17 protein-coding genes are annotated in these 24,054 nt (G+C 68.4%); 8 read left to right on the top strand and 9 right to left on the bottom strand.

The genetic code is table 11. From position 1 onward, the window contains the following. Positions 1-83: 83 nt before the first annotated feature. Complete coding sequence (locus tag TSO352_RS27135; RefSeq protein WP_109110189.1) at positions 84-1,688, bottom strand: glycosyltransferase; 1,605 nt, start codon at positions 1,686-1,688, stop codon at positions 84-86. Between the two features lie 201 nt (positions 1,689-1,889). On the opposite strand from TSO352_RS27135, the gene TSO352_RS27130 reads away from it, so the two are divergent. Further along, entirely contained in the window at positions 1,890-2,108 is a 219-nt protein-coding gene (locus tag TSO352_RS27130) for a hypothetical protein (RefSeq protein ID WP_109110188.1), read from the top strand. Between the two features lie 15 nt (positions 2,109-2,123). Here TSO352_RS27130 and TSO352_RS27125 read toward each other — a convergent pair whose 3' ends face one another. From TSO352_RS27125 to TSO352_RS27105, 5 genes are all read right to left on the bottom strand, one after another. Then, a complete protein-coding gene (locus TSO352_RS27125; RefSeq protein WP_109110187.1) occupies positions 2,124-3,419 on the bottom strand; it encodes a pentapeptide repeat-containing protein in 1,296 nt (431 codons plus the stop codon). A gap of 60 nt (positions 3,420-3,479) precedes the next feature. Further along, positions 3,480-5,693, bottom strand: coding sequence for an ATP-binding protein (locus TSO352_RS27120; RefSeq protein ID WP_109110186.1), 2,214 nt, complete (start codon positions 5,691-5,693; stop codon positions 3,480-3,482). 192 nt (positions 5,694-5,885) lie between these two features. Continuing rightward, a complete protein-coding gene (locus TSO352_RS27115) occupies positions 5,886-6,104 on the bottom strand; it encodes a hypothetical protein (RefSeq protein ID WP_109110185.1) in 219 nt (72 codons plus the stop codon). Positions 6,105-6,264: 160 nt separating this feature from the next. After that, the gene (locus tag TSO352_RS27110; RefSeq protein WP_109110184.1) at positions 6,265-6,609 is read right to left on the bottom strand and encodes a hypothetical protein; all 345 of its coding nucleotides are present in this window, start codon (positions 6,607-6,609) and stop codon (positions 6,265-6,267) included. 19 nt (positions 6,610-6,628) lie between these two features. Beyond that, a complete protein-coding gene (locus TSO352_RS27105; RefSeq protein ID WP_247872457.1) occupies positions 6,629-6,910 on the bottom strand; it encodes a helix-turn-helix domain-containing protein in 282 nt (93 codons plus the stop codon). Between the two features lie 467 nt (positions 6,911-7,377). On the opposite strand from TSO352_RS27105, the gene gpmA reads away from it, so the two are divergent. Next, positions 7,378-8,124, top strand: a complete 747-nt coding sequence (gene gpmA / locus TSO352_RS27100; RefSeq protein WP_109110182.1) for a 2,3-diphosphoglycerate-dependent phosphoglycerate mutase — start codon at positions 7,378-7,380, stop codon at positions 8,122-8,124. 65 nt (positions 8,125-8,189) lie between these two features. Here gpmA and TSO352_RS27095 read toward each other — a convergent pair whose 3' ends face one another. Further along, a complete protein-coding gene (locus tag TSO352_RS27095) occupies positions 8,190-10,523 on the bottom strand; it encodes a helicase-related protein (protein ID WP_247872456.1) in 2,334 nt (777 codons plus the stop codon). Positions 10,524-10,903: 380 nt separating this feature from the next. Here TSO352_RS27095 and TSO352_RS27090 point away from each other — a divergent pair, with 380 nt between their 5' ends. From TSO352_RS27090 to TSO352_RS27070, 5 genes are all read left to right on the top strand, one after another. Next, entirely contained in the window at positions 10,904-11,707 is an 804-nt protein-coding gene (locus TSO352_RS27090; protein ID WP_109110899.1) for a WecB/TagA/CpsF family glycosyltransferase, read from the top strand. A 3-nt stretch (positions 11,708-11,710) separates the two neighbouring features. Next, positions 11,711-14,077 (top strand): polysaccharide biosynthesis tyrosine autokinase, encoded by a 2,367-nt coding sequence (locus TSO352_RS27085; protein WP_109110181.1) that lies wholly within the window; start codon positions 11,711-11,713, stop codon positions 14,075-14,077. A 116-nt stretch (positions 14,078-14,193) separates the two neighbouring features. Next, positions 14,194-15,483 carry an endo-1,4-beta-xylanase gene (locus tag TSO352_RS27080; protein ID WP_109110180.1) on the top strand — a complete coding sequence of 430 codons (1,290 nt, stop codon included), beginning with the start codon at positions 14,194-14,196 and terminating at the stop codon, positions 15,481-15,483. A gap of 123 nt (positions 15,484-15,606) precedes the next feature. Further along, positions 15,607-16,584, top strand: coding sequence for a class I SAM-dependent methyltransferase (locus tag TSO352_RS27075; protein WP_247872455.1), 978 nt, complete (start codon positions 15,607-15,609; stop codon positions 16,582-16,584). A 220-nt stretch (positions 16,585-16,804) separates the two neighbouring features. After that, the gene (locus TSO352_RS27070) at positions 16,805-19,321 is read left to right on the top strand and encodes a carbohydrate-binding domain-containing protein (protein WP_109110178.1); all 2,517 of its coding nucleotides are present in this window, start codon (positions 16,805-16,807) and stop codon (positions 19,319-19,321) included. 99 nt (positions 19,322-19,420) lie between these two features. Here TSO352_RS27070 and TSO352_RS27065 read toward each other — a convergent pair whose 3' ends face one another. Next, complete coding sequence (locus TSO352_RS27065; RefSeq protein ID WP_109110177.1) at positions 19,421-20,068, bottom strand: serine acetyltransferase; 648 nt, start codon at positions 20,066-20,068, stop codon at positions 19,421-19,423. Between the two features lie 72 nt (positions 20,069-20,140). Then, complete coding sequence (locus TSO352_RS27060) at positions 20,141-21,622, bottom strand: oligosaccharide flippase family protein (RefSeq protein WP_109110176.1); 1,482 nt, start codon at positions 21,620-21,622, stop codon at positions 20,141-20,143. Between the two features lie 788 nt (positions 21,623-22,410). Here TSO352_RS27060 and TSO352_RS27055 point away from each other — a divergent pair. Then, a complete protein-coding gene (locus TSO352_RS27055) occupies positions 22,411-23,874 on the top strand; it encodes an exopolysaccharide biosynthesis polyprenyl glycosylphosphotransferase (RefSeq protein ID WP_109110175.1) in 1,464 nt (487 codons plus the stop codon). The last annotated feature ends 180 nt before the right edge of the window (positions 23,875-24,054 follow it).

Raw genomic sequence — 24,054 nt, 5'->3', positions numbered from 1 at the left:
GCGGTGGCGTTCGGCACGGGGCGGATTTCCGGCAGGGGAAAGACGGGCTTCATCCCACTGTCCCATGAAAACATGAAGGAAGGTTAATTCGCACGCCCGGCGCGCAGCAGCGCCCGCGCCTCTTCGCCATAGGCCAGCAGCCGTTCGACGCAGCGGTGGCGGTCGCCGATCTCGGTGTAGCGCTCCTTGGCCTTCGCCGACGCCGAGGCGTGGGCCGCCGCATCGGTGGCGAGCGTGACGGCGCGCGCCACATAGGCGTCGCGGTCGGGCACGCAGAAGGCCGCGCCGGACACGCTGGCTCCGTCGCCCCAGCCATAGGTCACCACCGGCACCCCCTCCGCCAGGGCGAAGGCCGCGCCGCCGCCACCGCCCTGGCGCGGCGGGTTCAGGAAGACGTGGCAGCACCGGTAGAGGGCGCGGATATCGCCGACATGGCCGAGGCAATTCATGCGGGCGCCGTTGCGCAAGGACGCCAGCCGCGCCGGCAACTCCTTCACCTCGCCGGCGAAGACGAGGCCGGCGGCCGGGCAGCGGTCGAGGATGTCATCGAACAGCGCCAGAACCTCTCCCGTCACCTCCTGGTCCAGCCGGGTGCCGACCACCGCGAACAACGTCGTTCCATCGGCGAAGCCAGTGGCGACCCTGCCACCGGCGGTCGGCGGCAGGGTGTAACCGAAGGTGAAGGGACGGAAACGGCGGGCGAAGGGGCGGCGGTAGAGCGCCGGAACATCCTGGGTGTGATCGCGTTCCTCGAACCCCAGCACGATGGGGGCCAGGGACAGGGTGATGCCGGAGCTGGTGGGGATGCAGACCACCGGGCGGGCGGCGGCCTCGGCGAACAGGTCGGCGACGATGTTGGAGCCGCCGAACGACACGATCAGATCCGGGTCGTAGCCGTCGATTGCCTCAACGATCAGCCGCAGCTTGGCTTGGCTGAAGGCGCGCTCGGTGAAGGAGGCGACCTTGACCTGCCGGCCGAACATCCGCAGGGCCAGCACGCCCTCAAGATCCTCGGCGATCTCGGCGATCATCGGCGGGATGAACAGGTTCTCCACCCGACCCGGCAGGGTGTTGGTGTTGATGATGGCGACGTCCAGCCCGAACTCGTCCTGCAGGCGGGCGGCGAAGTCGAAGCAGTCGCGGGTCGGCTGGTGCCCCTGGTTGGTGAACTGGTTGGTGACCACCGCGACCCGGCGGATCGGCCCGTCGCGCATCGTCGCCGCGGCCGGCGTCAGGCCCCAGCGTCGCGCCACCTGCCGGACCATGGCGGTGTAGTAGCGGAACAGGTCGCAGGGGACGAAGCTCGCCTGCTTGTCGCCGCTGGCGGTGCCAAGGAAGAGCTGCCGCGACAGGCACCAGTGGGTGTAATGCAGCATGGCCGGGTCGGCCCGGTCGGCGGCCAGGAGCAGATAGTTCAGGATCCGCTCGTAGTGGTAGAGGTCGCCCGACAGCATGAACATCACCGACCGCAGCCGCACCGTGTCATTGCCGGGCGGGTCGCGCTCCAGCCGATCCACCACCTCCAGCCGGGTGTCGAGGTCGAGGTCGCGCCGCAGCCCCTCGCACAGCTGGACGAACTGGTTGATCCGGTCGGCGCCGACGTCCGTCGTGGTCAGGCAGTCCGCAAGGACGGCCAGGGTCGCGGCAACCGGATCGGAGGGCGTATCGGGGGGGGCCGCGTCCGGCATGGTCGTGATCCTCGCGAGGGGGCCTGGGGTCTGGCGGCGCGGCGGTGGAACGGGTCGGCATTCCTGTTACGCCGGCCCGGCCCGGCGTTCAAGGCCGCCGCAGCGGGACGCAAATTCTTTGTGCGACGCAGCAGAAGCCGTTGCGCGGGTTCCTGGAACGCGACACACTCGCAAGACCACAATTTTCGAAGGGATGTTCCGATGGCTGGATTCGACAGCGCCGCCGGTGCCGCCGGCTTGGTGGCCGGGTTGATCGAAAAGGCGGCGGCGGAGCTGGACACGATGTCCGACGCCGCGGCGGACATCGCGCCGGAGGTCGGCGACCTGTCCGCCGTGTTGGTCGAGGCGCAACGGATCGCCGACCGCGCCGCGCTGGACCTGCGCCGGCTTGCCCGCAAGGCCGCACCCGCCAAGGCGTGACCGGACCGGGGCGCCCTACAGCTTCAGACCGGCGACGCCCTCCAGGATTGCGCCTTCGTTCAGCGTCCGGCGCTCCAGCTTGGCGCCGAACAGCTTGGCGCCGGTGAAATCGGTCCTGGCCAGATCGCAGCCGCGCAGGTTGGCGAAGGACAGGTCGGCGCTGCTCAGGTTGACCGACCGCAGGCAGGCGCCGCTGAGATCGGCGTAGCGCAGCTTGGCCCCCGACAGGTCGGCCGGGCGCGAGCGGTGCTCGTCGAACACCAGCGGTCGCAGGTTGACGTTGCGCAGGTTGGCGTTGTTCAGCTTCGCCTGCTTCAGGCTCACCCCGCGCAGGTCACCGTCGGCCAGCGTCGCCCCGCGCAGGTCGCCCTTGTCCAGCACCGCCGCCTGAAGCTGCACGCCGGTCAGGTCGAGGCCGTAGAGCGTCGCCCCCACCGCCCGCAGCATGGTCAGGCAGGTGTGGGCAAGCGACGGCGCGTGACGCAGGTCGAAGCCGGACAGGTCGAGCATCGCGCCCTGCGCCCCGCTCGACCCGACCCAGGCGATGTGGTCGGCCAGCAGGTCGTCCAGGCTGCGGCCCAGTTCGGCGACGACGCGGCCGACCGGCTTGTCGGTCAGCGCCTCTTCGACGTCGGCGTCGGTCAGGTCGGTCATCACCATCACGGCACCGGTCAGCACCGCCCCGCGCAGGCAGGCGCCGCGCAGATCGGCGCCCGACAGGTCGGCGCCCTCCATGTTGGAGCCGGTAAAGTTGGCGCCGCGCATCGTCGCCCGCACCAGCTTGCAGCCGCGCATCACCGCGTCGGAAAAGTCGGTGTGGATGGCCATCACGCCGGACATCCGAGCGTTGGTCAGGTTGGCGCCCGACAGGTCGGCGCCGTCCGCCTCCGCCGGTGAGCTGTCGACATGCACCATGTGCAGATGGCCGGAGCGGTCCTTTTCGGCCAGCGAGCCGTCGCGCAGGTCGGCCTCGAACAGGTTGGCGCCGACCAGGATCGCACCGCGCAGGCAGGCGCCGCGCAGATCGGCCTTGATCAGGCTGGCCCCGTCCATGTTGGCTTGCCGCAGGTCGGCGACGAAGAAGGACGCGCAGTCCAGCCGCGCGCCGCCCAGATTGGTGCCGCGCAGGCAGGCACCGACAAAATCGGCGTGGGCCAGATCGCGGCCCGACAGATCCAGGCCCGACAGGTCGCAGAAGGACAGGTTGGCCCGCGCGCCGCCCACCCGCGCGTTGCGGAACATCTCGTGCCGCCGCACCGCAAGGTCGAGCTGCGTCTGGTCGAGGCGCTTCAGCGCACGGTTCTGCACCATCGGACGGACACTCCCTTCCCCGTCCCAGTGTCGCCCCGTCACGCTTCAGAAAAAGTTAATTCAGGCGGCGGACTGGCTTTCCATCGCACGGTCTTCCGCGACACGGGCGGCCGGGCGCTCGGCCAGGACCGTCGCGATGGCGTCGCGCAGGGCGTCGGGCATCACCGGCTTGTGCAGCAGACGGCAGCCGGTGGCAACCGCGTCGCGGATGCGTTCCGGCGCGGTGTCGCCGGTCAGGATCAGGCCGGGAACGGCCCGGCCGAGCAGTTCGCCCACCCGGGCGACCGTCTGGACCCCGCTCAATCCACCGGGCAGGCGGAAATCGCTGACGACCATGTCGGGGATCAGGGCGGCGGCGTCCACCCCCGTCGCCGTCGGCGCCACGTCGCGCAGCAGCGCCAGCGCGGCCTCGCCGTTCTCCGCCTCGATGACCCGGTGGCCCCAGCTTTCCAGCAGCAGGCGCATGGCGTCGCGCTGGACCGGGTCGTCCTCCACCACCAGGATCAGCCGGTCGGCGGAAGCGGCGGTGGTCGTGTCGTCCCGGAGCGGGACCGGGCCGTCCGTCCGATCGGTCCCCACGACCGGCACATGGACGGCAAAGACGGACCCGCGGCCCTGGTGCGACCGCACCTCCACCGCATGCCCCAGCAGCGCCGCCTTCCGCCGCACCTTGGCAAGGCCGAGCCCGAGGCCCTGGCGCCGGTCGCGCTCCGGGTTGCCGAGCTGGACGAAGTCCTCGAAGATGTTGTCGAGCTGTTCGGCCGGGATGCCGGTGCCGGTGTCCCACACCTCGATGCGCAGCCATTGGCCACGGCGGCGGCAACCGATGGTGACGCGACCCCGGTCGGTGAAGCGGATGGCGTTGCGCATCAGGTCGCCCAGCATGCGGGTCAGCATCGCCCGGTCGGTGCGGATGGTCAGGCGGCAGGGGATGGCGCGCAGATGCAGCCCCTTGTCCGCCGCGGCGGCGCGGAACTCGCCGAGCAGATCCTCGAAGACGACCGTCACCGGCACCTCGACCAGTTGCGGCCGCACCACGCCGGCATCGAGCGTCGCCACCTCCAGCAGGGAGTGCAGCAGATTCTCGCCGGCGTCGAGCGCTTCGCCCATCTTCTCGCCGACCGAGCGGTCGCGCGGATCGGACAGCCGTTCCATCAGAATGTGATGAAACAGCCGCAAGGCCTGGAAAGGCTGTCGCAAATCATGATTGGCCGCGGACAGGAAACGGCCCTTTGCTTGGTTGGCGCGCTCCTTTTCCTCCAGCGCACGACTGAGCTTCAGATTGACGGCGCTCAGGGCGGCGGTGCGCTCGGCCACCCGTTGCTCCAGGCCAGTGTTCGCTTCGGTCAGGGCACGGCGGACGCTGGCCTCCCGCCGCAGGCCGGACCACCCGAGCAGCGACAGTCCGCCCAGGGCCCCGACCCCGACCAGCATCACCACCAGCCCACGATCCAGCCGGACATACCAGGGCCCCAGCACCGACGACCGGGGAATCGCCACCGCGGATAGGATCGGCATCCGGGGCATCCGTTTCAGCCCCAGCACCGACGGCTGGCTGCCGACCAGCGCGTCGGGCACGACCCCGCTGCCACCCGGTTCCAGTTGCGGCAGCGCCTCCAACCGGGCCGCGCCGAAGCCGACGAGACGCACGCCGTCCAGCCGGAACAGCCCGACCGACCGCTGCACGCCATCGCCGAACGCCCGCAGCACCGGCGCCAGCGCCGACATCGGCACCGCGACCAGCACCACGCCGTCGAGGGCCCCGGCCGCGCCGTGGATGCGGCGGGCCAGCAGCAGGCACGGGTCGCCGGCAACCTCCCCGGTCAGCGCCTGGATGGCGCGGTCCTCCTCCGCCGTCATCGGGCGGATGAGAGTGGAGAAGCCCGACGGCTCATCCGGTCCGTCGAACACCACCGCAGACCCGAAACGCACGGTTCCGGCGGCATCGAGCACGGTCAACCGGCCCGACCGCTCGACCGCCATCGCCTCCGCCGGGCTGCGCCCGGCCCAGGCCGCCAGACCGCGCCCGTCCATCCGGTCGGCGACCCGCGACAGCAAGGTGGCGCTGTCGTCCAGCACCGCTCCCGCATGCCCGTCGAACAGCGCCGCAGCCTGCCGGACATCCTGTTCCGACCGGGCCAGCGTGTCGTCGTAATCGAGGATGGTCATCGTCGCCCAGGACACGGCCCCCAGCAGGGACAGCGCGACGAACACGGACGCAAGCAAGCCCTTCGGGGAGTCGACGACGGTACGCAGCGCGGCGGAAACGCACATGCGCCATGCGGACGGGGCACCGAAACCGTCCAAACCGGTCCCGTCACCATCCTGGTCGGACGGCGGACCGGGCAGCCGGTCATGTGAGGGCAAAGACGACACGCTGTCCCGCTTACAGAGGCGGCAGGATGATCGACCGGACCGGAGCGGCGGTTTCCGCACAGGACTGCATCGGCGGAACATTGATCGTCATCAGGGCCATATCCTCAACGCAAGATTGCGGTCCGGCTGAAAAAAGCCAGAACGCATAATGAAAAGCTTACGCTTTCCGAAGTCCATGATGGTCTTCGAAGCAGGGTCATCCGTTTGACGGATGCCGGCTCTACGTTCGCTTAGCTCTATTTGCGTGGGGAACAGTAGCACACGAAGAAATGCAGCGCGATGCACCTTGGCGTCTATGACGATGCTCATACCGCCTCCATCCTTTAGGTGAATGAAGAAAGAGCAGCATCATGACTTTGCGTGCGTAGTATTATTTCTCGTGATCTTTAGGAAATTTCACCGCCCCCACACCGTTGGTCGCGGCACCGCCGGCGCGCACCGGCTGTGGTGGAACGCGCGACCATTCACATCAGTGCGGCGGGGCGGTCGTCGCGGTTTCGCCGCGCACGATCAGGATCAACCCGTCATCCACCGTCTCCAGGTCCTTCGCCGCGTCGCGCGGGATCGGAACCTTCTGGCGACGGCAGAACAGCAGCAGCAGCGCCAGCGTCTTGCTGGGTGTGAAGGTGACCTCGCGCGACTTCGAGGCGCCGCTCTGCTGGATTTGCACGGACAGGCCACCGTCCGTCTTGGGCGCCACCGCGGTGACGACGCCCAGAGGCAGATCGGTTTGGTTGGGGGCCTTCTGGTACCAGGCGATGGCTTTTTTCAGGGCGGAATTGCTGAAAAACAGTTCTCTGGTTTCGACGATCATTCCGTCCCTGGCCAAACACTCAGGCCCGGCTGCCCTCCAGTCCCGGGTTCAGCCGGAACGTGATCGCCCGCCCCAGTTTGGATTCCCGCAGAAGGATCTGCTTGGTCTCCAGCAGCTTGATGGCCCGGTTCACATTGGGCCGCTGCATGCCCAGAGCGTCAGCCAGTTCGGACTGAAGCACCGGAACGGGGTGGTCGAAATGGAGCCTCCGGCTCAGATAGGTGAACACACGAAGCGCCTCCAGAGTGATCTCGCGGTCAGTCGATACGGCTCTGGAGATGACGTCATGATGATGCAGCATCGCGGCCTCAGTACGCAAGGTTGTATGGTGGCTGGTGCGATAATCGGAGAGTGCGGGACTTTTCGTCGCATCCCCCACGACCGCCCCGGTTTCGGACCGGACCACGGGAGGTGGTGCGACAGGCACCGGGCACGACACGCCGGCCAAGACGGGGAGTGGCGGCCGACGTTGAGACAAGACATCCGGTGTCGCCACTCGCCCCTCCCTTTCCAGTGTGCCGGCCGGGCCAGCAATGTTTGATGGCGTGACGCTACCGCACGAATATTGTTCGAGTATGTCGCTATCGTTTCGCGGTTGACATAATGGATGTCTCCCCGAGCAATTATGAAACGAAGGCTGAAACCTGGAGCGGAACCGGACGGGATGACGCCGGGGCGGGAACCGGCGGGGCGGTGCCGGCGTTTCCGTCCGAACGCCTCCACCCCCAGGAGAGACACACCCGGGAGACGTTCGAAGGGAGCCCCGCCATGCACCGACTGATCCTGCTGCGCCACGGCCAGAGCGTGTGGAACGCGGAAGACCGCTTCACCGGATGGACGGACGTCGGCCTGACCGACCGCGGCATCGCCGAAACCCGGCAGGCCGCGGATCTGCTGAAGGCCGCCGGTGTCGACATGGACGTCGCCTTCACCTCGGTGCTGACGCGCGCGATCGAGACGCTGCACATCGTGCTGCGCGACATGGACCGGCTGTGGTTGCCGGTGCACAAGCATTGGCGGCTGAACGAGCGGCATTACGGCGCGCTCCAGGGCCTGAACAAGGCGGAGACGGCGGAACGGCACGGCGCCGAGCAGGTGTTCCAGTGGCGGCGCAGCTGGAACGTGCCGCCGCCGCCGATCGAACCGGACGACCCACGCTCCGCGGTGAGCGACCGCCGCTACGCCGGGATCGCCAAGTCGAACCTGCCGCGCGGTGAAAGCCTGAAGGACACCACCGCCCGCGTCATCCCCTTCTGGACGGAAGCGATCAGCCCGGCGCTGCGGCTGGGCGCCCGCGTGCTGGTGTCGGCGCACGGCAACAGCCTGCGCGGGCTGGTCAAGCATCTGGACAACGTCGCCGACCAGGACATCCCGCTGTTCGAAATCCCGACCAGCCGGCCGCTGGTCTATGAACTGGGCGCCGACCTGACGCCGTTGCGCCGCTATTTCCTGGGCGAGGGCGGCGCCGTGGAGGAGATCACCTGGCCGAAACGGGACAGCAGCGCGGTGGCCTGACCACGAAAAAGCCCTCTCCCGGACGGGAGAGGGCTTTTCGCGGCGTCGGTCAGCCGGTCAGCCGGTCAGGGCGTCGCGCTTTTCCGTCGCGGCCCGCCACCGGGGCGGCCCCGTCCGCTGCCACCCCGGCCGGGCGCGCGGGCGGCGTCCTTGCCCCCGTCCTTGCCGGCCACCGGATGGTGGAAATGGTGGTGGGGATGGGCGGCCGGCGCTTCACCACCCTCCGCTCCATTCGGCCCGGGCGCCCGCGGCCCGCCACGGCGGCCGTCGCGATGACCGGCGCGACGCTCGTCGACCCGGCTGCTGTAGCAGTTGTCGCAGACGCGGAAACGGTGGTTGGCCTTCAGCCGGGCACCGCACACCGGACAGGCCCGCGCCAGCGAGCGTTCGGCCAGCGTCCGTTCGATGAAGGCGTTCAGGTGGGCGCGGCGTTCCTGGCACAGATCCATCTCGGGATAGGCGTCGGGGAAGCGGTAGGCCAGCCACGCGTAGGCGGTCAGCTCCTTCACCGCGCGCTCGGCCTTCTCCAGCTCCACATCGGTACCGACATGGTGGCGGAAACGCTCCGCCGCATCGGGGGCCGGATTGGGGATGCCCTTGCCCTGGTTGACCGCCCAGCCGCCGAGCAGACGCAGGTTGTTCTGGTCGCGGGTGTCGATCGGGCAGCGCGCCAGGATGTCGCGCTGCGCCAGCGGCAGCTTGGCACGGTCGACCGCGGTGGCGGCCTGGATGCGCTGCTCCAGGTCGGTCATGCGGAAGGTCTGGTTGGCGCGCAGCAATTCCTGCCCGGCGGTGCGCAGCACCTTGGCGAGGCTGTCGGTGTCGAGTTCGCGGGCGATCGCCTCGACATGGCTGAGGTTGGGCGAAATCCACGAGCGCGGGTCTTCCGGCGGCACCGGCGGCGAGGTCAGCGCCCGGCGGACGAGGTTGATGCTCTCGCCCTCCAGGACGGCGACACGGCCCTCCTCGTGCATGCCGAACCGGCCGGCGCGGCCGCCGATCTGGCGGATCTCCGACGGGTTGAGGTCGCGCTCCTCCCGCCCGTCGTATTTGCGGGTGGTCGACAGCACGATGCGGGCGACCGGCAGGTTCAGCCCCATGCCGATGGCGTCGGTCGCCACCAGCACGTCGGCGGTGCCGTCGCGGAACCGCCGCGCCTCGGCCCGGCGGACCTCCGGCGACAACGCGCCGTAGATCACCGCGACGTTGTGGCCGCGCGCCAGCAAATCGTGGCGCAGCCCCATCACGTCCTTGCGCGAGAAGGCGATCAGCGCGTCGCCGGCCTTGACCTCCGGCAGCTTGACCCGCTCCTCCTGCACGCGCAGCGGCGACTTGCGGGTGAACTCGACGACCTCCAGCTCCTCGCCCATCGCGTCGGCCAGACGCTTGACGTAGGGAATCGCGTCGGCCGATCCGGTCATCAGGATCTCGGGCGCGGCGACGCCGGCCACCGCCTGGGTCCAGGCCCAGCCGCGGTCGGGGTCGCCGATCATCTGGATCTCGTCGATGACGCAGGCGCCCCACACCTTGGACGTGTTCACCATCTCGATGGTCGAGGAGGTGAAGGACGCCCCCGGCCGCACGTCGCGCTCCTCGCCGGTGACGAGGCTGCAGGGGCGGCCGCGCGTCTCCAGCGCCTCCTGCCCTTCCAGCGCCAGCAGACGCAGCGGCGCCAGGTAGCAGCCGCTCTCCGCCAGGGCGAGCTGGTCCATGGCGGCGTGGGTCTTGCCCGAATTGGTCGGCCCGACGAACAGCCGCAGGCGGCGGATCATCGCCCGCGCCGTGGTGAAGCTGTCGAGATAGACGCCCATGCCGGAGGCGTTCTCCAGCCGCTCGCGCCGGACCTTCAGGCCGGACCGCGCTGCCGCGGTGGAGAAGGACTCCTCCAGCGCGTCGAGCAGCGTCTGCAGGCGCGGGATGCGCCCGCCGAAGCCGACGACGCGGGTCAGCTCGTCGGCGTAACCCTTGGGCCGCCAGGACTCGCCGAAGCCGGCCGCCCGCTGCGCCATCGAGGCGAACCAGGAATCGACCCGTCCCTTGGCCTTCTCGATCGCCGGCGACGACAGGCAGGCGCCCTTGACCCGCTTGCCCAGCGCCTTGGCCTGCGGACGGCCGAAGCCCTCGTCGAGGGTCAGCAGGCCCCACAGGTCGGCCTCGATGTCCGGCAGCGGACCCAGCGCGACCTTGAAGCGCAGCTTCAGCTTCCGGTCGGTGCCGGGGATCGGGACGATGTGGACGACCGCGACCGACCAGCGCGCCGGGGTGCTGTCCGCATCCACCTCGATCCCATCGCCACGGACCACGGACGCCACGGCGCGCAGCGCGGTGCGGCGGTCGAATTCATCGGCCGTGCCGGGGGTATGGCCCGGACGGGTGTTGTCGGGGGTGTCGTCGGTCATGGTCGATCTTTTCTTGGAACCGCACCGGCATGCAAGCACATCGGACAGGGCATGGCGGATGGGGCATGGCGGTCGGCGTATCGGTCGTAAGGCATCGCCGGCACGGCGTGGCCGGGGCTGCCTTTCGGCGGCTCAATCTCTCTTTATGGGCTGAACCGACTGATCCGGCAAGCCGAATCCCCCGGCGGAGCGAGGCCGGGCTAATTCGAATCCGCCACCGCTTCGCCGATCTCGCCCGTGCGAAAAGGGGGGAGGACCGGCCACATAAGGCCACGCGGGTTTGACGGCCCGGCCCCAACGGGTTAGCCGCCGCCCACCGGCCAACACACCGCGCCGGATCGGTCAACGCCTTGTTCCGCCATTATTTTCAGGAGAAGCGCATGCCGAATCCTCGTGAGGTCTTGGAACTGATCGAGCGCATGCGGTGCATTTCGAGCGACGCCGAACGCCACGCCCTGGTCGCCACGCTGGGCGCCGTCGATCGTCCGACGGTGCTGTCGTTCCTGAACGCGCACGGCGTGAACGTCTGCATGGGCTCGGACGCGGCGCTCGCCGCCTTCCGTTCCTCCGACGTCGTGCTGCGCGACGGGATCGGGTTGCAGGCGATCCTGCCGGTGCTGGGCCGCCCGGCCGGCCTGAACATGAACGGCACCGATTTCATCCCGTTCCTGCTGAAGACGCTGCCGCCGCGCCGCATCGCCGTCTACGGCACCGCCACGCCCTGGCTGGACCGCGCCCGCGCCGTGCTGGAGGCGACCACGCCGCATCGCTACGCCGACCTCCAGCACGGCTTCCACCCGGTCGACCATTACGTCGCCCAGGCGCAGGCCACGCGGCCCGACGTCATCCTGCTTGCCATGGGCATGCCCCGGCAGGAGGAGGTCGCGGCGCTGCTGAAACGGTCGCTCGACCATCCGGTGCTGATCGTCAACGGCGGCGCCATCGTCGATTTCCTGGCGGGCCGCTTCAAGCGAGCCCCCGAAGCGGTCCAGCGGTCCGGCCTGGAATGGGCCTTCCGCCTGGCGCAGGAGCCGCGGCGCCTGTTCCGCCGTTATTGCCTTGGTGCCTTCGGCTTCGCCTGGAGCACCGCCCGCCTTCGCCGTGCCGCTTCCCTCCGTTCCAGCCGGTCCAACACGGCCGCGTCCGTACCGTCTGCCCGGTCGCCCATTCAGAAGGAGCTTTGAGACGTGGACAACCTTCCCCAGACCAATCACGGCGGCCACGTCCAGGGCCAAGGTGGACATGGACATGGCGGCCTGCCGGCTCCGGCATGGCCGACCCAGGTCGGCCATGCCCCGCGTGAGTTCGACGGGCCGGCTCCGGCGATGGGGCCGGACTTCCGCTTCATCCTGCGGGTGCTGTCGGCGCACAAGACGCTGATCGGCATCATCGTGCTGGCGCTGACGCTGTTGTCGGCCTTCGGCGTCTCGCTGATGAAGGACAAATACACCTCCGAAGCCCTTCTGCTGGTCGACAACCGTCAGGTCCGGGTCGTCCGCGCCGAGGATCAGGCGCTGAACTCCATCACGCCGGAGGACGGTGCGATCCTGAGCGAGATCGAGATCCTGAAATCCACCGCCGTGCTGGCCCAGACCGTCCAGGATCTGAAGCTGACCAGCAACGCGGAGTTCAACCCGCCGGCCCAGGCCGACGACACCAAGCCCCTGGTCGAGCGCGCCACCGCCTGGACCCGCGAGCAGGCCCACGCCGTGTGGGGCGAGACCCTGCCCGGCCCGGTCGAGGCGGTGCTGGAGCATGGCGACGGCATGACCAAGGACGCGCACCTGCGCGAGACCCGGGCGGCCGACAGCATCGACGGCGTTCTGGATCGCCTCCGCCGCAATCTGGAGGTGGCGATCGTCGGCCGGTCGCGGGTGATCCAGGTCCGCTACACCGCCCGTGACCCCGAGCTGGCCCAGAAGGTGGTCGACACCGTCGTCCACCGCTACATGGAAACCCGCCAGCAGATGGACCGCGACCTGTCCACCAGCGCCGTCGCCTGGCTGGAGGATCGCATCGCCACCCTGCGCAAGGACGTGGCGGAGGCCGACACCAAGGTCGACGCCCTGCGCTTCAAGGCCGGGCTGGTCAAGAACGGCACCAACGGCCTGATGGCCACCACCGAGCTGGAGCAGGCCCGCCTGCGTCTGGCCGACGCGGCGGCCGTCCGTGCCCGCGCCGTGGCCCAGGCCCAGGCGCTGGAGCGCAGCGGTGCCGGCGGCGGCAGCATCGCCTCGCCGGTCGTCGCCCAGTTGCGCGCCACCGTCGCCAGCATCTCCACCGAGCTGGCCCAGATGTCGCGCCAGTATGGTCCGAAGCACCCGCGCATCCAGGAGCTTCAAGCCCGCCTGAACGAAGCCAACTCGTCGCTGCAGCAGGAGGTCCGCCACGAGATCGGCGGCGTCCGCGAGGCCGCCAACGTGGCGATCGAGCAGGAGAACGCGCTGAAGGGCATGATTGCCAAGCTGGAATCCGGCTACCAGACCATGACGGAAGAGGCGGTGCCGCTGCGCACGCTGGAGGCCGAGGCCCAGGCCAAGCGCCAGCTGCTGGACAGCCTGCTCGGCCGTCTGGAAGAGGTGCAGGCCCAGCAGGACAACCGCGCCTTCCCGACCGCCGTCAAGCTGGTGTCGGCGCCGCAGGTCCCGCACGAGCCGTCGGGTCCGTTCCGTATCCTGCTTCTGCTGGCTGGCTTCGCCGCCTCGATCGCCATTGCCGTCTTCATCGTCTTCGGCATCGAGCTGTTCCAGCGCCGCATCCGCACCCCCGAAACCGTCCGCCGCATCCTGGGCGTCGGCACCGTCCACATCGTCCCGCACCACTCCACCCGCGGCTCCCGCGGCCGTCTGGACCAGATCTTCCAGAACCATCCCTTCTCGCTGTTCAGCGAATCCATGCGCGCCCTGTTCCGCAACAACCTGGCGGATCTGGGTCCGGTCGGCTCGCTCGCCGTCACCTCGGCCCGCCCGCAGGATGGCAAGACCTCGATGAGCCTCGCCGTCGCCCAGGTCGCCGCGCAGGCCGGCCGCCGGGTGGTGGTGGTCGACACCGACTTCCGCCGGTCGCGCATCGACGGCCTGTTCAACCTGTCGGCCAAGAAAGGCCTGTCGGACTGGATTTCCGGCACCGCCACCCTGGACGAGATCGTCCACAGCAGCGACGACGCGCCGTTCGCCATGATCCCGGCCGGCCGGCTGATGCCCGAGACGCTCGACCGCTTCAACGTCGACGGCCTCGTCCACCTGATGGCCGGCCTGTCGCCGCACTTCGATCTGGTGGTGTTCGACACTGCTCCGGCGCTGGCCGTGTCGGATGCCCGCATCGTCTGCGGCGCCGCGTCCAAGGTGCTGTTCGTCAGCCGCTGGGGCCACACCACGGCCAGCGACCTCCAGGCGGTCGCCGACCTCGGCCCGATCGACCATCGCAAGTTCGTGGCGGTGATGACCGACGTGAACCTGAAGAAGGCGGCCTCGCGCGGCTACCAGGGTCCCTACAACAGCTACATGGCGACCCGGAAATACTACGGCGACACCTCGCTGCGCACGGCCCCGTAACCGGAACGCCTTGACGCTCCCGCGACCGCAGACCCTTTCCCCCCGACCGTTCCCGGCACCGGGGGGAAAGGCGTCTTCGTGACCGGACATCGCGACCATAGGGGAGCCCCTGCTTCATGACACCGCTTCCGAAACCCACCCTGCGCGGCTGGCGCCCCAGCCGGCGCGAGCTGCTGTGGACCGCCGCCGCCGGCGCGGTGCTGGCGAGCTGCCGCGGCGCCAGCGGCCCGACGCCGGCGGAGGCCGCGTCGACACACACCGAGGCCGCGGGTGGGGATGCGCCGGCGGTGACGCTGCGCGACGCCTGCCGCGCGCTGGGCATCCGCCACGGCGCCGCGCGCGATCATTTCATCGAACCCGAGGACCCGCTGCTCGATCGGCTGATGGCGCGCGAATGCGACGTCGTCACCCCGGAGAACGGCGGCAAATGGGGCGTCTTCCAGCCGACGGAGGGGGAGTACAACTGGAGCCGCTTCGACGCTGCGGTGGAGCTGGCGCGCTCCATCGGCGCCACGCCGAACTGGCACACCATCATCTGGCAGCATATGGGGATGCCGCCCTACATGAAGCTGCCGGCCGGCAGGCAGGCGGAGCTGGGCATCGTCGAGGGCAACTACTTCTCGCCCCAGGGCAGCCTCGGCGCCGACAATGTCTGGCCGCGCTTCACCGGGGTGGTCGCCGCGGTCAAGGAGCGCTATGGCGACGTCTTCCACCGCATCGACGTCGCCAACGAGGTCTTCTTCTGGGAGACCGCCGCCAGCCACCCGCAGGAGCAGGACCGCTACGGCTTCCGCCGCGGCATGTGGTGGGTGGCGGCCGGCGGGGCCGAAAAGGGGCCGGAATGGCTCGACCCGTTCTTCCACCACGTCCACACCGCCTTCCCCAAGGCCAAGCTGGTGCTGAACGAGTTCGGCATCGAGATCGACGAGGGCTGGCAACAGCGCAAGCGCGCCTACCTGCTCGACTGGTTGACCGGGGCGGTGAAGCGCGGCGTACCGATCCACGGCATCGGGCTGCAGAGCCACCTGATCGCCGGCAAGCCCTATGACAGCGCCGGCATGCGGTCGTTCCTGCGCGCCGTCGACCGGCTGGGGCTGGCGGTCCACCTGACCGAGATGGACGTCGACGAAACCCGGCTGCCCGCCTCCTGGTCGCGCGCGGAGAAGGACCGGACCATGGCCCTGCTCGCCCGCCGCTATCTGGCCGACGTCCTGGACAACGCCCATCTGGCGGAGTTGTGCTGGTGGCATCTGCGCTCCGACCTGAACTTCATCGCGCGCGAGCATCCGCAGCTTCACCCCCACCCGTCGCCCTACGACGAACACTCGCGGCCGCTGCCGCTCTACACCGCAGTGGTGGAGACGCTGCAGGAGAAGGCCCGCACCGGAAAGGTCCGGTCGGGCTAGCCCTTTCTTGCGGCGGGGCCTGCCGATCGGCCCGGCCCCGTTCTCCTTCGCGCCACAGCGTCCGATCCCGCTCCCGTTTAGAGTGCGCCATGCGCCCGGTACCCCACAAGATGGAGGTCGATCGTGCAGACCACAGCCGACATGTCGCCAGCCGACCGCCCGACCGGCATTCCCACCGCCGCCAACGGGGATGACGACGCGCTCGTCGCCCGCTACCGGCGGAAATTTCACCTCGCGCCGTCCTACCCGCTCAGCGCCGACATGGTCCGGCGGCATTGGGACCTCGAGCGCAGCCTCGCCCGCGAGTTGCTGGCCTCCAGACCCGACGAGCGCTGGGACGTCTTCGAACGCGCCTACACCACGCTCTACACCGGCTGTCCCTGGTTGAACGACGCGGAGAACGACGCCGCGACCCGCGACGACGACCTCGACTTCCGCCATTTCCTCTCCGTCCTCGGCGGGCCGCAGGACGTCTACGAGGTCGGGTCGGGCAAGGCCCGGCTGCTGCGCTACCTCGCCCGCCACGGTTACCGCTGCGTCGCGACCGAGGTGACACGCGAGCGCGGCGCCGGCTGGATCGAGCAGGATTCCAACATCACCTGGAAAAACAGCGACGGCGTGCATCTGGCCCAATTCGAGCCGCCCAACCGCTATGACAGCGTGATCTCCACCCACGTCGTCGAGCACATGCACCCCGACGACGTCGCCACCCATATGGCGAATGTCTGCCAAATCCTGAAGCCGGGCGGCAAATACGTGCTGAGCATGCCGCACAAGTACGCCGGCCCCGCCGACCTGTCCGAGGTGTTCGGGCTGGACGAACCGGTCTGCATGCATCTGCGCGAATACAGCTGGGGCGAAACCGCGGCGCTGCTGCGCGGCGCCGGCTTCGATCGCCTGGAGGCGGTGTATGTCGTGCCGATGGCGCTGCGCCGGCGGAAGAACATCCACTTCGCCAGCCGCGCCTATCTGGGCTATGTCCGCGCCGTCGAGGCATTTTTGGGACGGCTGCCATTAACCCTTAATCGTAAGCTCGGAAGGGTTGGCCAGCTCTTTATGTTCCGGCCAGAGGTGTTCGTCGTCGCCCACAAGCCCGACTGACGCCGAGGGCGTGACGAAAATTCCCTTATAAGTCAGTAGCCTGTAGACACGACAACCCCTTTGTTGCTGCAATGCATCGACAAAGGGGTTTTTCGTGTCTCTTTCTTTTCACAAGTGGTAGTGGCATTAGAGCCGCATTTCCCTAAAATGCGAAATACCTCGTTAACCTTTTCGGGCCAGTGTGGGGGCAAGCGAAACACGGAAAAAGAGGTTACTTCCAATGGCAACGAGCCCCGTCGATACGACCTTCGTCGTCAATGCCTCGGGTGTGGCTGCCGGAGGAGTCTGGCCGCACTTCAAGTTCCTCGTCGATGGCGTCGCCGTCGGCCAGGCGACGGTCAATTCCACCACCGCCGGCCGTTACAGCTTCACCACCAAAGTGGCGCCGGACGCCGCGCACAAGGTCCAGATCCAGTACGACAACGACTGGCTGTCGACCGACACGTCGAGCATGTACCGCGACCTGCTGGTCAAGTCGATCGAGGTGAACGGCAAGACCATCGCCTCCACCAGCTCGGGCGTGGCCTACACCCCCGATGGCCAGGCCGCGCTGGCCGGCCGTGAGGTGCTCTCCTGGAGCGGCAATCTGGACTTCACCCTGACCAAGGATCTCTTCGCCGGCACCGCCGGCACCACCCCGACCCCGACGACGCCCACCGCTCCGACCACCGGCGGCACGCCGATCGTCGTGAATGCGTACGGCACCGCGGCCGGTGGCGTGAACGCCCACTTCAAGGTCCTGGTCGACGGCAAGCAGATCGGCGAAGGCACCGCCGGCACCGCGGCGAAGGATTTCGCCTTCACCGCCAACGTCGGCGCGGACGCCGCGCACAAGGTCCAGATCCAGTACGACAACGACGGGGTGGTCAGCGGCACCGACCGCAACCTGTACGTCAACAAGATCACCATCGGCGGCCACGCCGTCGCCCCGACCGACGGCATCGTGTCGATCGACAAGGGCGCGCTGGACGGCAAGGACATCGTCGCCGGCCAGAAGGCGATGTGGTGGAACGGCACCATGGAGGTGCACGCCGACAAGTCCTGGTTCGGCGGCAGCACCTCCACCCCCACCACGCCGACGCCGACGCCGACGCAGCCCAGCCTGTCGGTCAGCGACGTGACGGTGACCGAGCCGACCGGCACCCATTCCACCGGTGGCATCCAGGGCTTCCTGCACACACAAGGCAACCAGATCGTCGACGAGGCCGGCAACACCGTCCGCCTGACCGGCGTCAACTGGTTCGGCGGCGAGGGCTACAACTACGTGCCCGCCGGCCTGTGGGCCGACAGCTACCAGCACCATCTGGAAAGCATGAAGTCGATCGGCTTCAACACCATCCGCATGACCATGTCGGACGCCATGTTCGACGCCACCGCGGTGACCAACGGCATCGACTTCTCGAAGAACCCGGATCTGGCCGGCCTGACCCGCCTGCAGGTCTATGACAAGGTCATCGACTACGCCGGCAAGCTCGGCATGAAGGTGATCCTCGACCACCACCGCAACGACGGCGGCGCCGGCACCAACGAAGGTGGGCTGTGGTACACCAGCGCCCACCCCGAATCGACGATGATCAACAACTGGAAGATGCTGGCGAAGCATTACGCCGGCAACGAGACGGTCATCGGCGCCGACCTGCACAACGAGCCGAGCGTGTCGGCCACCTGGGGCGGCAACGCCTCGACCGACTGGGCGTCTGCGGCCGAGCGCATCGGCAACGCCATCCAGACGGTCAACAAGGACTGGCTGCTGTTCGTCGAAGGCACGGAGTGGAGCAGCACGCTGGCCGGTGCGCAGTCCCGCCCGATCCACTTCGACACCCCCGACAAGCTCGTCTACTCGCCGCACGCCTACGGCCAGAGCGTCGGGCAGTTCAGCTGGCTGTCGGATCCGAACTATCCGAACAACCTGCCGGCCCAGTACGACAAGATGTGGGGCTACCTGTACAAGAACGACACCGCGCCGATCATGCTTGGCGAATGGGGCGGCCAGTTCACCAGCTCGGCTGAGCAGACCTGGGCCAAGACGATGGCCAAGTACCTGAACGGCGACTGGAACCTGGACGGCAAGAGCGACATCGCCGCCGGCGACAAGGGCATGAGCTGGACCTTCTGGGCCTGGACCCCGGAATCGGGTGACGTCGGTGGCATCCTGATGGACGACTACAAGACGATCAACCAGACCAAGGTCAACATCATCAAGACCGCCATGGAAGGCGCCGTCTTCGACACCGACAGCGGCAGCACCACGGCGAACACCGCCAACGCCACCTTCACGGTGAAGCTGTCGGCGGCCTCCAGCTCGGCGGTCACGGTCGACTACTCCACGGTGGACGGCACGGCCAAGGCCGGTTCGGACTACACCGCCACCAGCGGCAAGCTGACCTTCGCCGCCGGCGAGACCAGCAAGACCGTCTCGGTCAAGGTGCTGAGCGACAGCGTGACGGAAGGCAACGAGACCTTCGGCCTGAAGATCTCCAACCCGACCGCCGCGACCATCGCCGACGCCACCGGCACCGGCACGATCACCGACGCCGCCGCCAAGGCCGCCGCCGCCTCGCTCAGCTCGGCCGACCTGCTGGCCCACACCATGACCGCCAGCAACGACACGGCCACGACCGCCAACCTGTCGACTGTCGCCAGCCATGACGCCTCGATCCCGGACCTGACCTACGCGTCCATGGACCTGAGCTCCCACGACCTGCACCTGACCGACACCTTGGCACACGCCGCCTGACGGATCGGATTGACAGATCGGATCGCCTGAACGGGCAGACGTTTGGGAAAAATGGAGGGGGTCGGCAGCCACGCTGCCGGCCCCTCTCCGTTTGTCCGCTCAGCCCCGGAGCAGGGACGCGGCCGCGGTGGTCGCCACCGTGGTCGGGCCGCCGACCGGCGCCGGGTTGGGAATGTCGGGAACGCTGACCTCGGCCACCGCCTTGCCCGGGTTGCCGGCGACCACCGTGCGGCGCGGCATCGGCTTGGTGACGACCGACGAGGCGGCAACGATGCATTCGTCACCGACGCTGACGCCGATCACCACCGCGTGCGGGCCGACCCAGACGCCGTCGCCCAGCTCCGGGTAGTGGGTCACCCGGCCGGTCGGGTGCAGGTCGTCCTTCTGGCCCAGCGTGACGCCGTGGAACAGGGTGACGTTGGCGCCGATGCGGGCGCTGGCGTTCACCACCAGCCCCCAGCCGTGCAGGATGCGCAGCCCGGGGCCGACCTGCGTTTCCCATGGCAGGTCCATGGCCGCCGAATGCTGGGTCCAGCGGTGCAGCAGGCGGCAGGCGGCCAGCACCGGCTGGCGCAGCGGCGACGGCAGCCGGCTGGCCGCCTGGCAGCTCCGCAGGGTGAAGGTCACCCGGAACATCCGGTTGCCGGCCAGCAGCTTCAGCACCGCGCCCAGGCCGCCACCGCCGCCGTAGCGGATGGCGTCGGCCGAGACCGTCTGCGAATAGGTGAAACGGGGAGCGTCCTGCATCGGTTGTGTGATCCTCCCGGTCCGACCTGAGCAACATCGAGGCGAGGTCGGCAGAGTTTCGGAACAGGCGTATCAGGCTACGGTTTGGGGCCGGCGCAGAAATCGGCCGAGCATGCGGAACAGCATCGCGCGGTCGGACTTGGCGAAGCTGGGGCCGAACAGCGCGACGATGACGAACAGCATCGTCAGGCCGACCTTGGCCGCGGTGAGGGTCGGGTTGACCTCGTCCCCGAACAGCCCCAGCCCGGCCAGGCAGGCGATGGAGGCCGGGGCCAGGATGCCCAGCACCCGCACGCCGCTGAGCGGCGGCTCATTCGGGCTCAGCCGGCGGCACAGCGTCTCGGTCGCCACCAGCATGAACAGCTCGCGCACCATCACGCCGATGGCACCGCCCATCAGCCCCAGCGGGCCGAGCGTCACCGACATCACCAGCGTACCGACCGCAAGGCCGCCCATCGAGATCATCGGCAGGACGCCGACCTTCTTGGTCTTCACCAGCCCGACCTCGGCGTGCATCCGCACCCCGTGCAGCACATAGGCCAGCACCAGCAGCGGCATGCAGGGCAGCACCGGCGCGTAGTCGCTGGAGGCGATCAGCCACAGCACCTCGGGCGCCGTCAGCGCCATGCCCAGCCCGGCGGCCGACAGCAGGACCAGGAACAGGTAGAACACGAACTCCGACTGGTCGCGCCCGGCGGTGTTGTCCTGCGCCTCGATCCGGCTGACCGACCAGATCTGCAGGAAGGACGCGGTCAGGAACATGTACAGCATGGTCGCCAGCCGCAGCCCGAAGGACAGCACGCCGACCGCCGCCACGCCCATCAGCAGGTTCACCAGATAGCGCATGGCGAACTGGTTGCCCATGTCCAGCATGGTCTGCGGCATGAAGGGCAGCCCCAGCACCGACACCCGCCTCAGGATGCCGAAGGAAAAGCCGAGGCCGTTCACCCCCAGGATCGCCACGGTCAGGGCGACGCCCAGCCCGACGAAGGTGATGGCGTTGGCCAGGAAGATGCCGGTGACCCCCAGCTTCATGCCGAGGAGGAAGCCGAGGTTGAGGCCGATCAGCCCCACCGCCTTGCCGACCGAGATCAGCAGGCAGGTGCCGGACCGCTTGTGGACCCGGTAATAGGCCAACGCCAGCTCGAACACCGCGCTGAAGGCGATCCCGGCGAAGGCGAAGGCGATGATCGGCGCGTCGTCCGCCGAACCGAACAGCAGGTGGCTGGCTCCCCAACCGGCCGGATAGGCGACGGCGAGCAGCGCCAGCGACGCCACCCACAGCCCGATCATCGTCGTGCTGACGACGCGGGCCCGCCCCCGGTCGTCGGAATGTTCGAAGTAGACGACGGTGAAGGCGTTGATCATGCCGATCATCAGCATGACCGCCACGATGTCGCCCACCACGCTGATCAGGGCGTAGACGCCGAATTCCGCCGGTGAAAGAACCTTCGAATAAAGCGGCAGCAAAAGCAGCCCCGCAGCGCGGTTGACCACATTCGCCACCATGAACATCCAGCCATGCTTGATGATGGTGCCAGCTTCGAGAGCCATCCGGATTCCTCGCCCTCCGCGTTCCCGCTATAAGGCCGCACGTCCGCAAAAGGCGGAGGGCGCACAACGGGAAAATGTCGGGCCAAATCTTGGCGGCGACCATCAAACCGTCAATTCGGCCTTGAAGCGACCGGGGCACTCTTCGGTGCTAGTCATCCCGGCTTTTGTCAGGCACCTCGGACCTTCCGAGTAGGCATTCCGGGGTGATCGCACGCTGCCTCCCGCGCCCGCGCCGCGCAAGGGTTCGTTCGCGCCGCGCTCTCGTCCGGAATTGCCCGGCACCCTCCTTCGGTAAATCCGGTCGCCCGCACCACCCCGCACGTTCGGTGATCGCCCCCCTTCGTGCCGCAGCAACCCGACCGGTCGGGGGATGGTCCGGGCCGTCGCTACCCACAATTTGCGGCGAGCGGAGGCGCTGCCGGGGTGCGACACCACCATGCCCCTACCCCGAAATGCTATCCCCACCGGAGTCCGCATCCGAAAGTATCGCCTTTAATATTCAAGTCCCCGCACCCTTCGAAACCCGGTGGTATCGCCGACGCGAAATCAACGTCCGTATGATCTGTTGCTGCACGGCGATCCTCATCCTAATTCGTCCTCAACGAACCGCGGATCGGCCGATCCCAAGATCATGAAACAGCGCTCTTTACACAAATGTTTCGGTGCTGAAACACCGGTGCAACGCAGTAAAGACGGGCCGGTCCAAAGCGACGCTGATGACGAGCGACCATCGCCTGGGGCTTCACCAAAGCGGTGGCTGGCATTCCCTTCAAACCACGGGACCTGCGATGAGCAAACTGGACCCTGATGTGGTCATCGACCTGACCTCGGCGAAAAAGGCAGCGATCCCGCCGATCGCGCCCGGCCTGCTGTTGGCCTTGTCCGACGGCCTCGTTCTCGCCTTGGTGGGCTGGGCGCTCAATCACTTCCTCGGCGCCGACGCACTGACCGAACCGGTGGAAGCCGCGGCCTGGCAGCGGTCGCTGGTCACCGGCCTGATGCTGGTGCCGTTGGTCAAGTCGGTGTTCGGGATCTACACGCTCGGCCGTTTCGACTACATGGAACGGACGCGCCGCACCTTCCAGGCCGCCTTCCTCTGCTGCGCGGTCCTGGCGGTTCCGTTCATCGTCATGGACGGCTTCCGCTCCTTCTTCGTCGAGGCGCTGTCGATCGCGCTCCTCGGCTTCGCGATCACCTACGTCGCCGACCTGCTGCTGATCCAGGGCCTGCTGTCGAGCGCGCTCGACTGGCGCACCCCGGTGATGATCGTCGGCGCCGGCCCGCAGGGTGCCGCCATCGCCGAGAAGCTGCAGCGCCTGCCCTGGCTCGGCATGCGGCCGGTCGGCTTCGTCGACGACGACGACAGCCTGTGGCAGACCCGCGTCGCCGGCCTGCCGGTGATGGGGCCGGTGGAGATGCTGACGCAGTCGCCGGCCGTCGCCCGCCTCGCCAGCGCCGCCATCGTCGCCGACATGGGCCGCCACATGACCCGCCACGGCAGCGACCTGACCGGCCTGATCCGCACCCTGCCCTTCCGCCAGGTCTATTGCGTGCTGGGCGAGGGCAACGTCAGCGCGGTCGACGCCACCTACCACAATCTGCACGGCTCGCTGGCCCTGCGCGTCAGCGTCCGTCCGCCGACCGGCTACCTGCGCATCCGCCGCGCCATGGACATCGTGCTGTCCAGCCTGCTGCTGGTCCTGGTGGCGCCGCTGATGCTGGGTCTGGCCGTCGCCATCAAGCTCGACAGCCCCGGTCCGGTGATGTTCCGCCAGAAGCGCTGGGCCGGCGGCAAGCAGACCTTCGACCTGCTGAAGTTCCGCTCGATGCACGTCGACGCCGAGGAACAGCTCCAGCAGCTGCTGGAGAACGACCCGGCCGCCCGCGACGAGTACATGACCTACCACAAGCTGACGGTCGACCCGCGCATCACCCCGCTCGGCCGCTTCCTGCGCCGGACCTCGCTCGACGAGCTGCCGCAGCTGTGGAACATCCTGATGGGCGACATGAGCCTGATCGGTCCGCGCGCCTACATGCCGAAGGAACTGCCGGAAGTCGGCGACAGCGCGGCGGTGATCGGCACGGTCCGTCCGGGTCTGACCGGCTACTGGCAGGTGTCGGGCCGCCATCGCACCACCTTCCAGGAACGCGTTTCCATGGATGTCTTCTACGTCCGCAACTGCGGCCTCCTGTTCGATTTCTTCATCCTGTGCAAGACCGCGGTGATGGTCCTGAAGGGCGACGGGTCGTAACAGGGCGACGATCGCAACCGGCTGCGTCCGCCGGGCTTGCCAGCCGAACCCCCGCGCCGCCGCGCGGGGGTCTTTTCGTTGAGGCGCACGGCCATGCGCCCGTTTTCGACGGCGGGAAAGGATGCATGGGTGCGAAAGCGGCTACCCCGATCGGGTTTGACCTCCTTCGGTCTAACGCCA

The organism is Azospirillum sp. TSO35-2, assembly GCF_003116095.1.
Lineage (GTDB): Bacteria > Pseudomonadota > Alphaproteobacteria > Azospirillales > Azospirillaceae > Azospirillum.
This window is presented reverse-complemented; position numbering and strand designations above follow the sequence as displayed.

Coding starts and splice junctions, on each gene's coding strand:
- TSO352_RS27120 (WP_109110186.1), bottom strand. CDS start 5,693: ATGTGCGTTTCCGCCGCGCTGCGTACCGTCGTCGACTCCCCGAAGGGC.
- TSO352_RS27080 (WP_109110180.1), top strand. CDS start 14,194: ATGACACCGCTTCCGAAACCCACCCTGCGCGGCTGGCGCCCCAGCCGG.
- gpmA (WP_109110182.1), top strand. CDS start 7,378: ATGCACCGACTGATCCTGCTGCGCCACGGCCAGAGCGTGTGGAACGCG.
- TSO352_RS27135 (WP_109110189.1), bottom strand. CDS start 1,688: ATGCCGGACGCGGCCCCCCCCGATACGCCCTCCGATCCGGTTGCCGCG.
- TSO352_RS27110 (WP_109110184.1), bottom strand. CDS start 6,609: ATGATCGTCGAAACCAGAGAACTGTTTTTCAGCAATTCCGCCCTGAAA.
- TSO352_RS27095 (WP_247872456.1), bottom strand. CDS start 10,523: ATGACCGACGACACCCCCGACAACACCCGTCCGGGCCATACCCCCGGC.
- TSO352_RS27070 (WP_109110178.1), top strand. CDS start 16,805: ATGGCAACGAGCCCCGTCGATACGACCTTCGTCGTCAATGCCTCGGGT.
- TSO352_RS27105 (WP_247872457.1), bottom strand. CDS start 6,910: ATGCTGCATCATCATGACGTCATCTCCAGAGCCGTATCGACTGACCGC.
- TSO352_RS27090 (WP_109110899.1), top strand. CDS start 10,904: ATGCCGAATCCTCGTGAGGTCTTGGAACTGATCGAGCGCATGCGGTGC.
- TSO352_RS27125 (WP_109110187.1), bottom strand. CDS start 3,419: ATGGTGCAGAACCGTGCGCTGAAGCGCCTCGACCAGACGCAGCTCGAC.
- TSO352_RS27130 (WP_109110188.1), top strand. CDS start 1,890: ATGGCTGGATTCGACAGCGCCGCCGGTGCCGCCGGCTTGGTGGCCGGG.
- TSO352_RS27115 (WP_109110185.1), bottom strand. CDS start 6,104: ATGAGCATCGTCATAGACGCCAAGGTGCATCGCGCTGCATTTCTTCGT.
- TSO352_RS27055 (WP_109110175.1), top strand. CDS start 22,411: ATGAGCAAACTGGACCCTGATGTGGTCATCGACCTGACCTCGGCGAAA.
- TSO352_RS27060 (WP_109110176.1), bottom strand. CDS start 21,622: ATGGCTCTCGAAGCTGGCACCATCATCAAGCATGGCTGGATGTTCATG.
- TSO352_RS27065 (WP_109110177.1), bottom strand. CDS start 20,068: ATGCAGGACGCTCCCCGTTTCACCTATTCGCAGACGGTCTCGGCCGAC.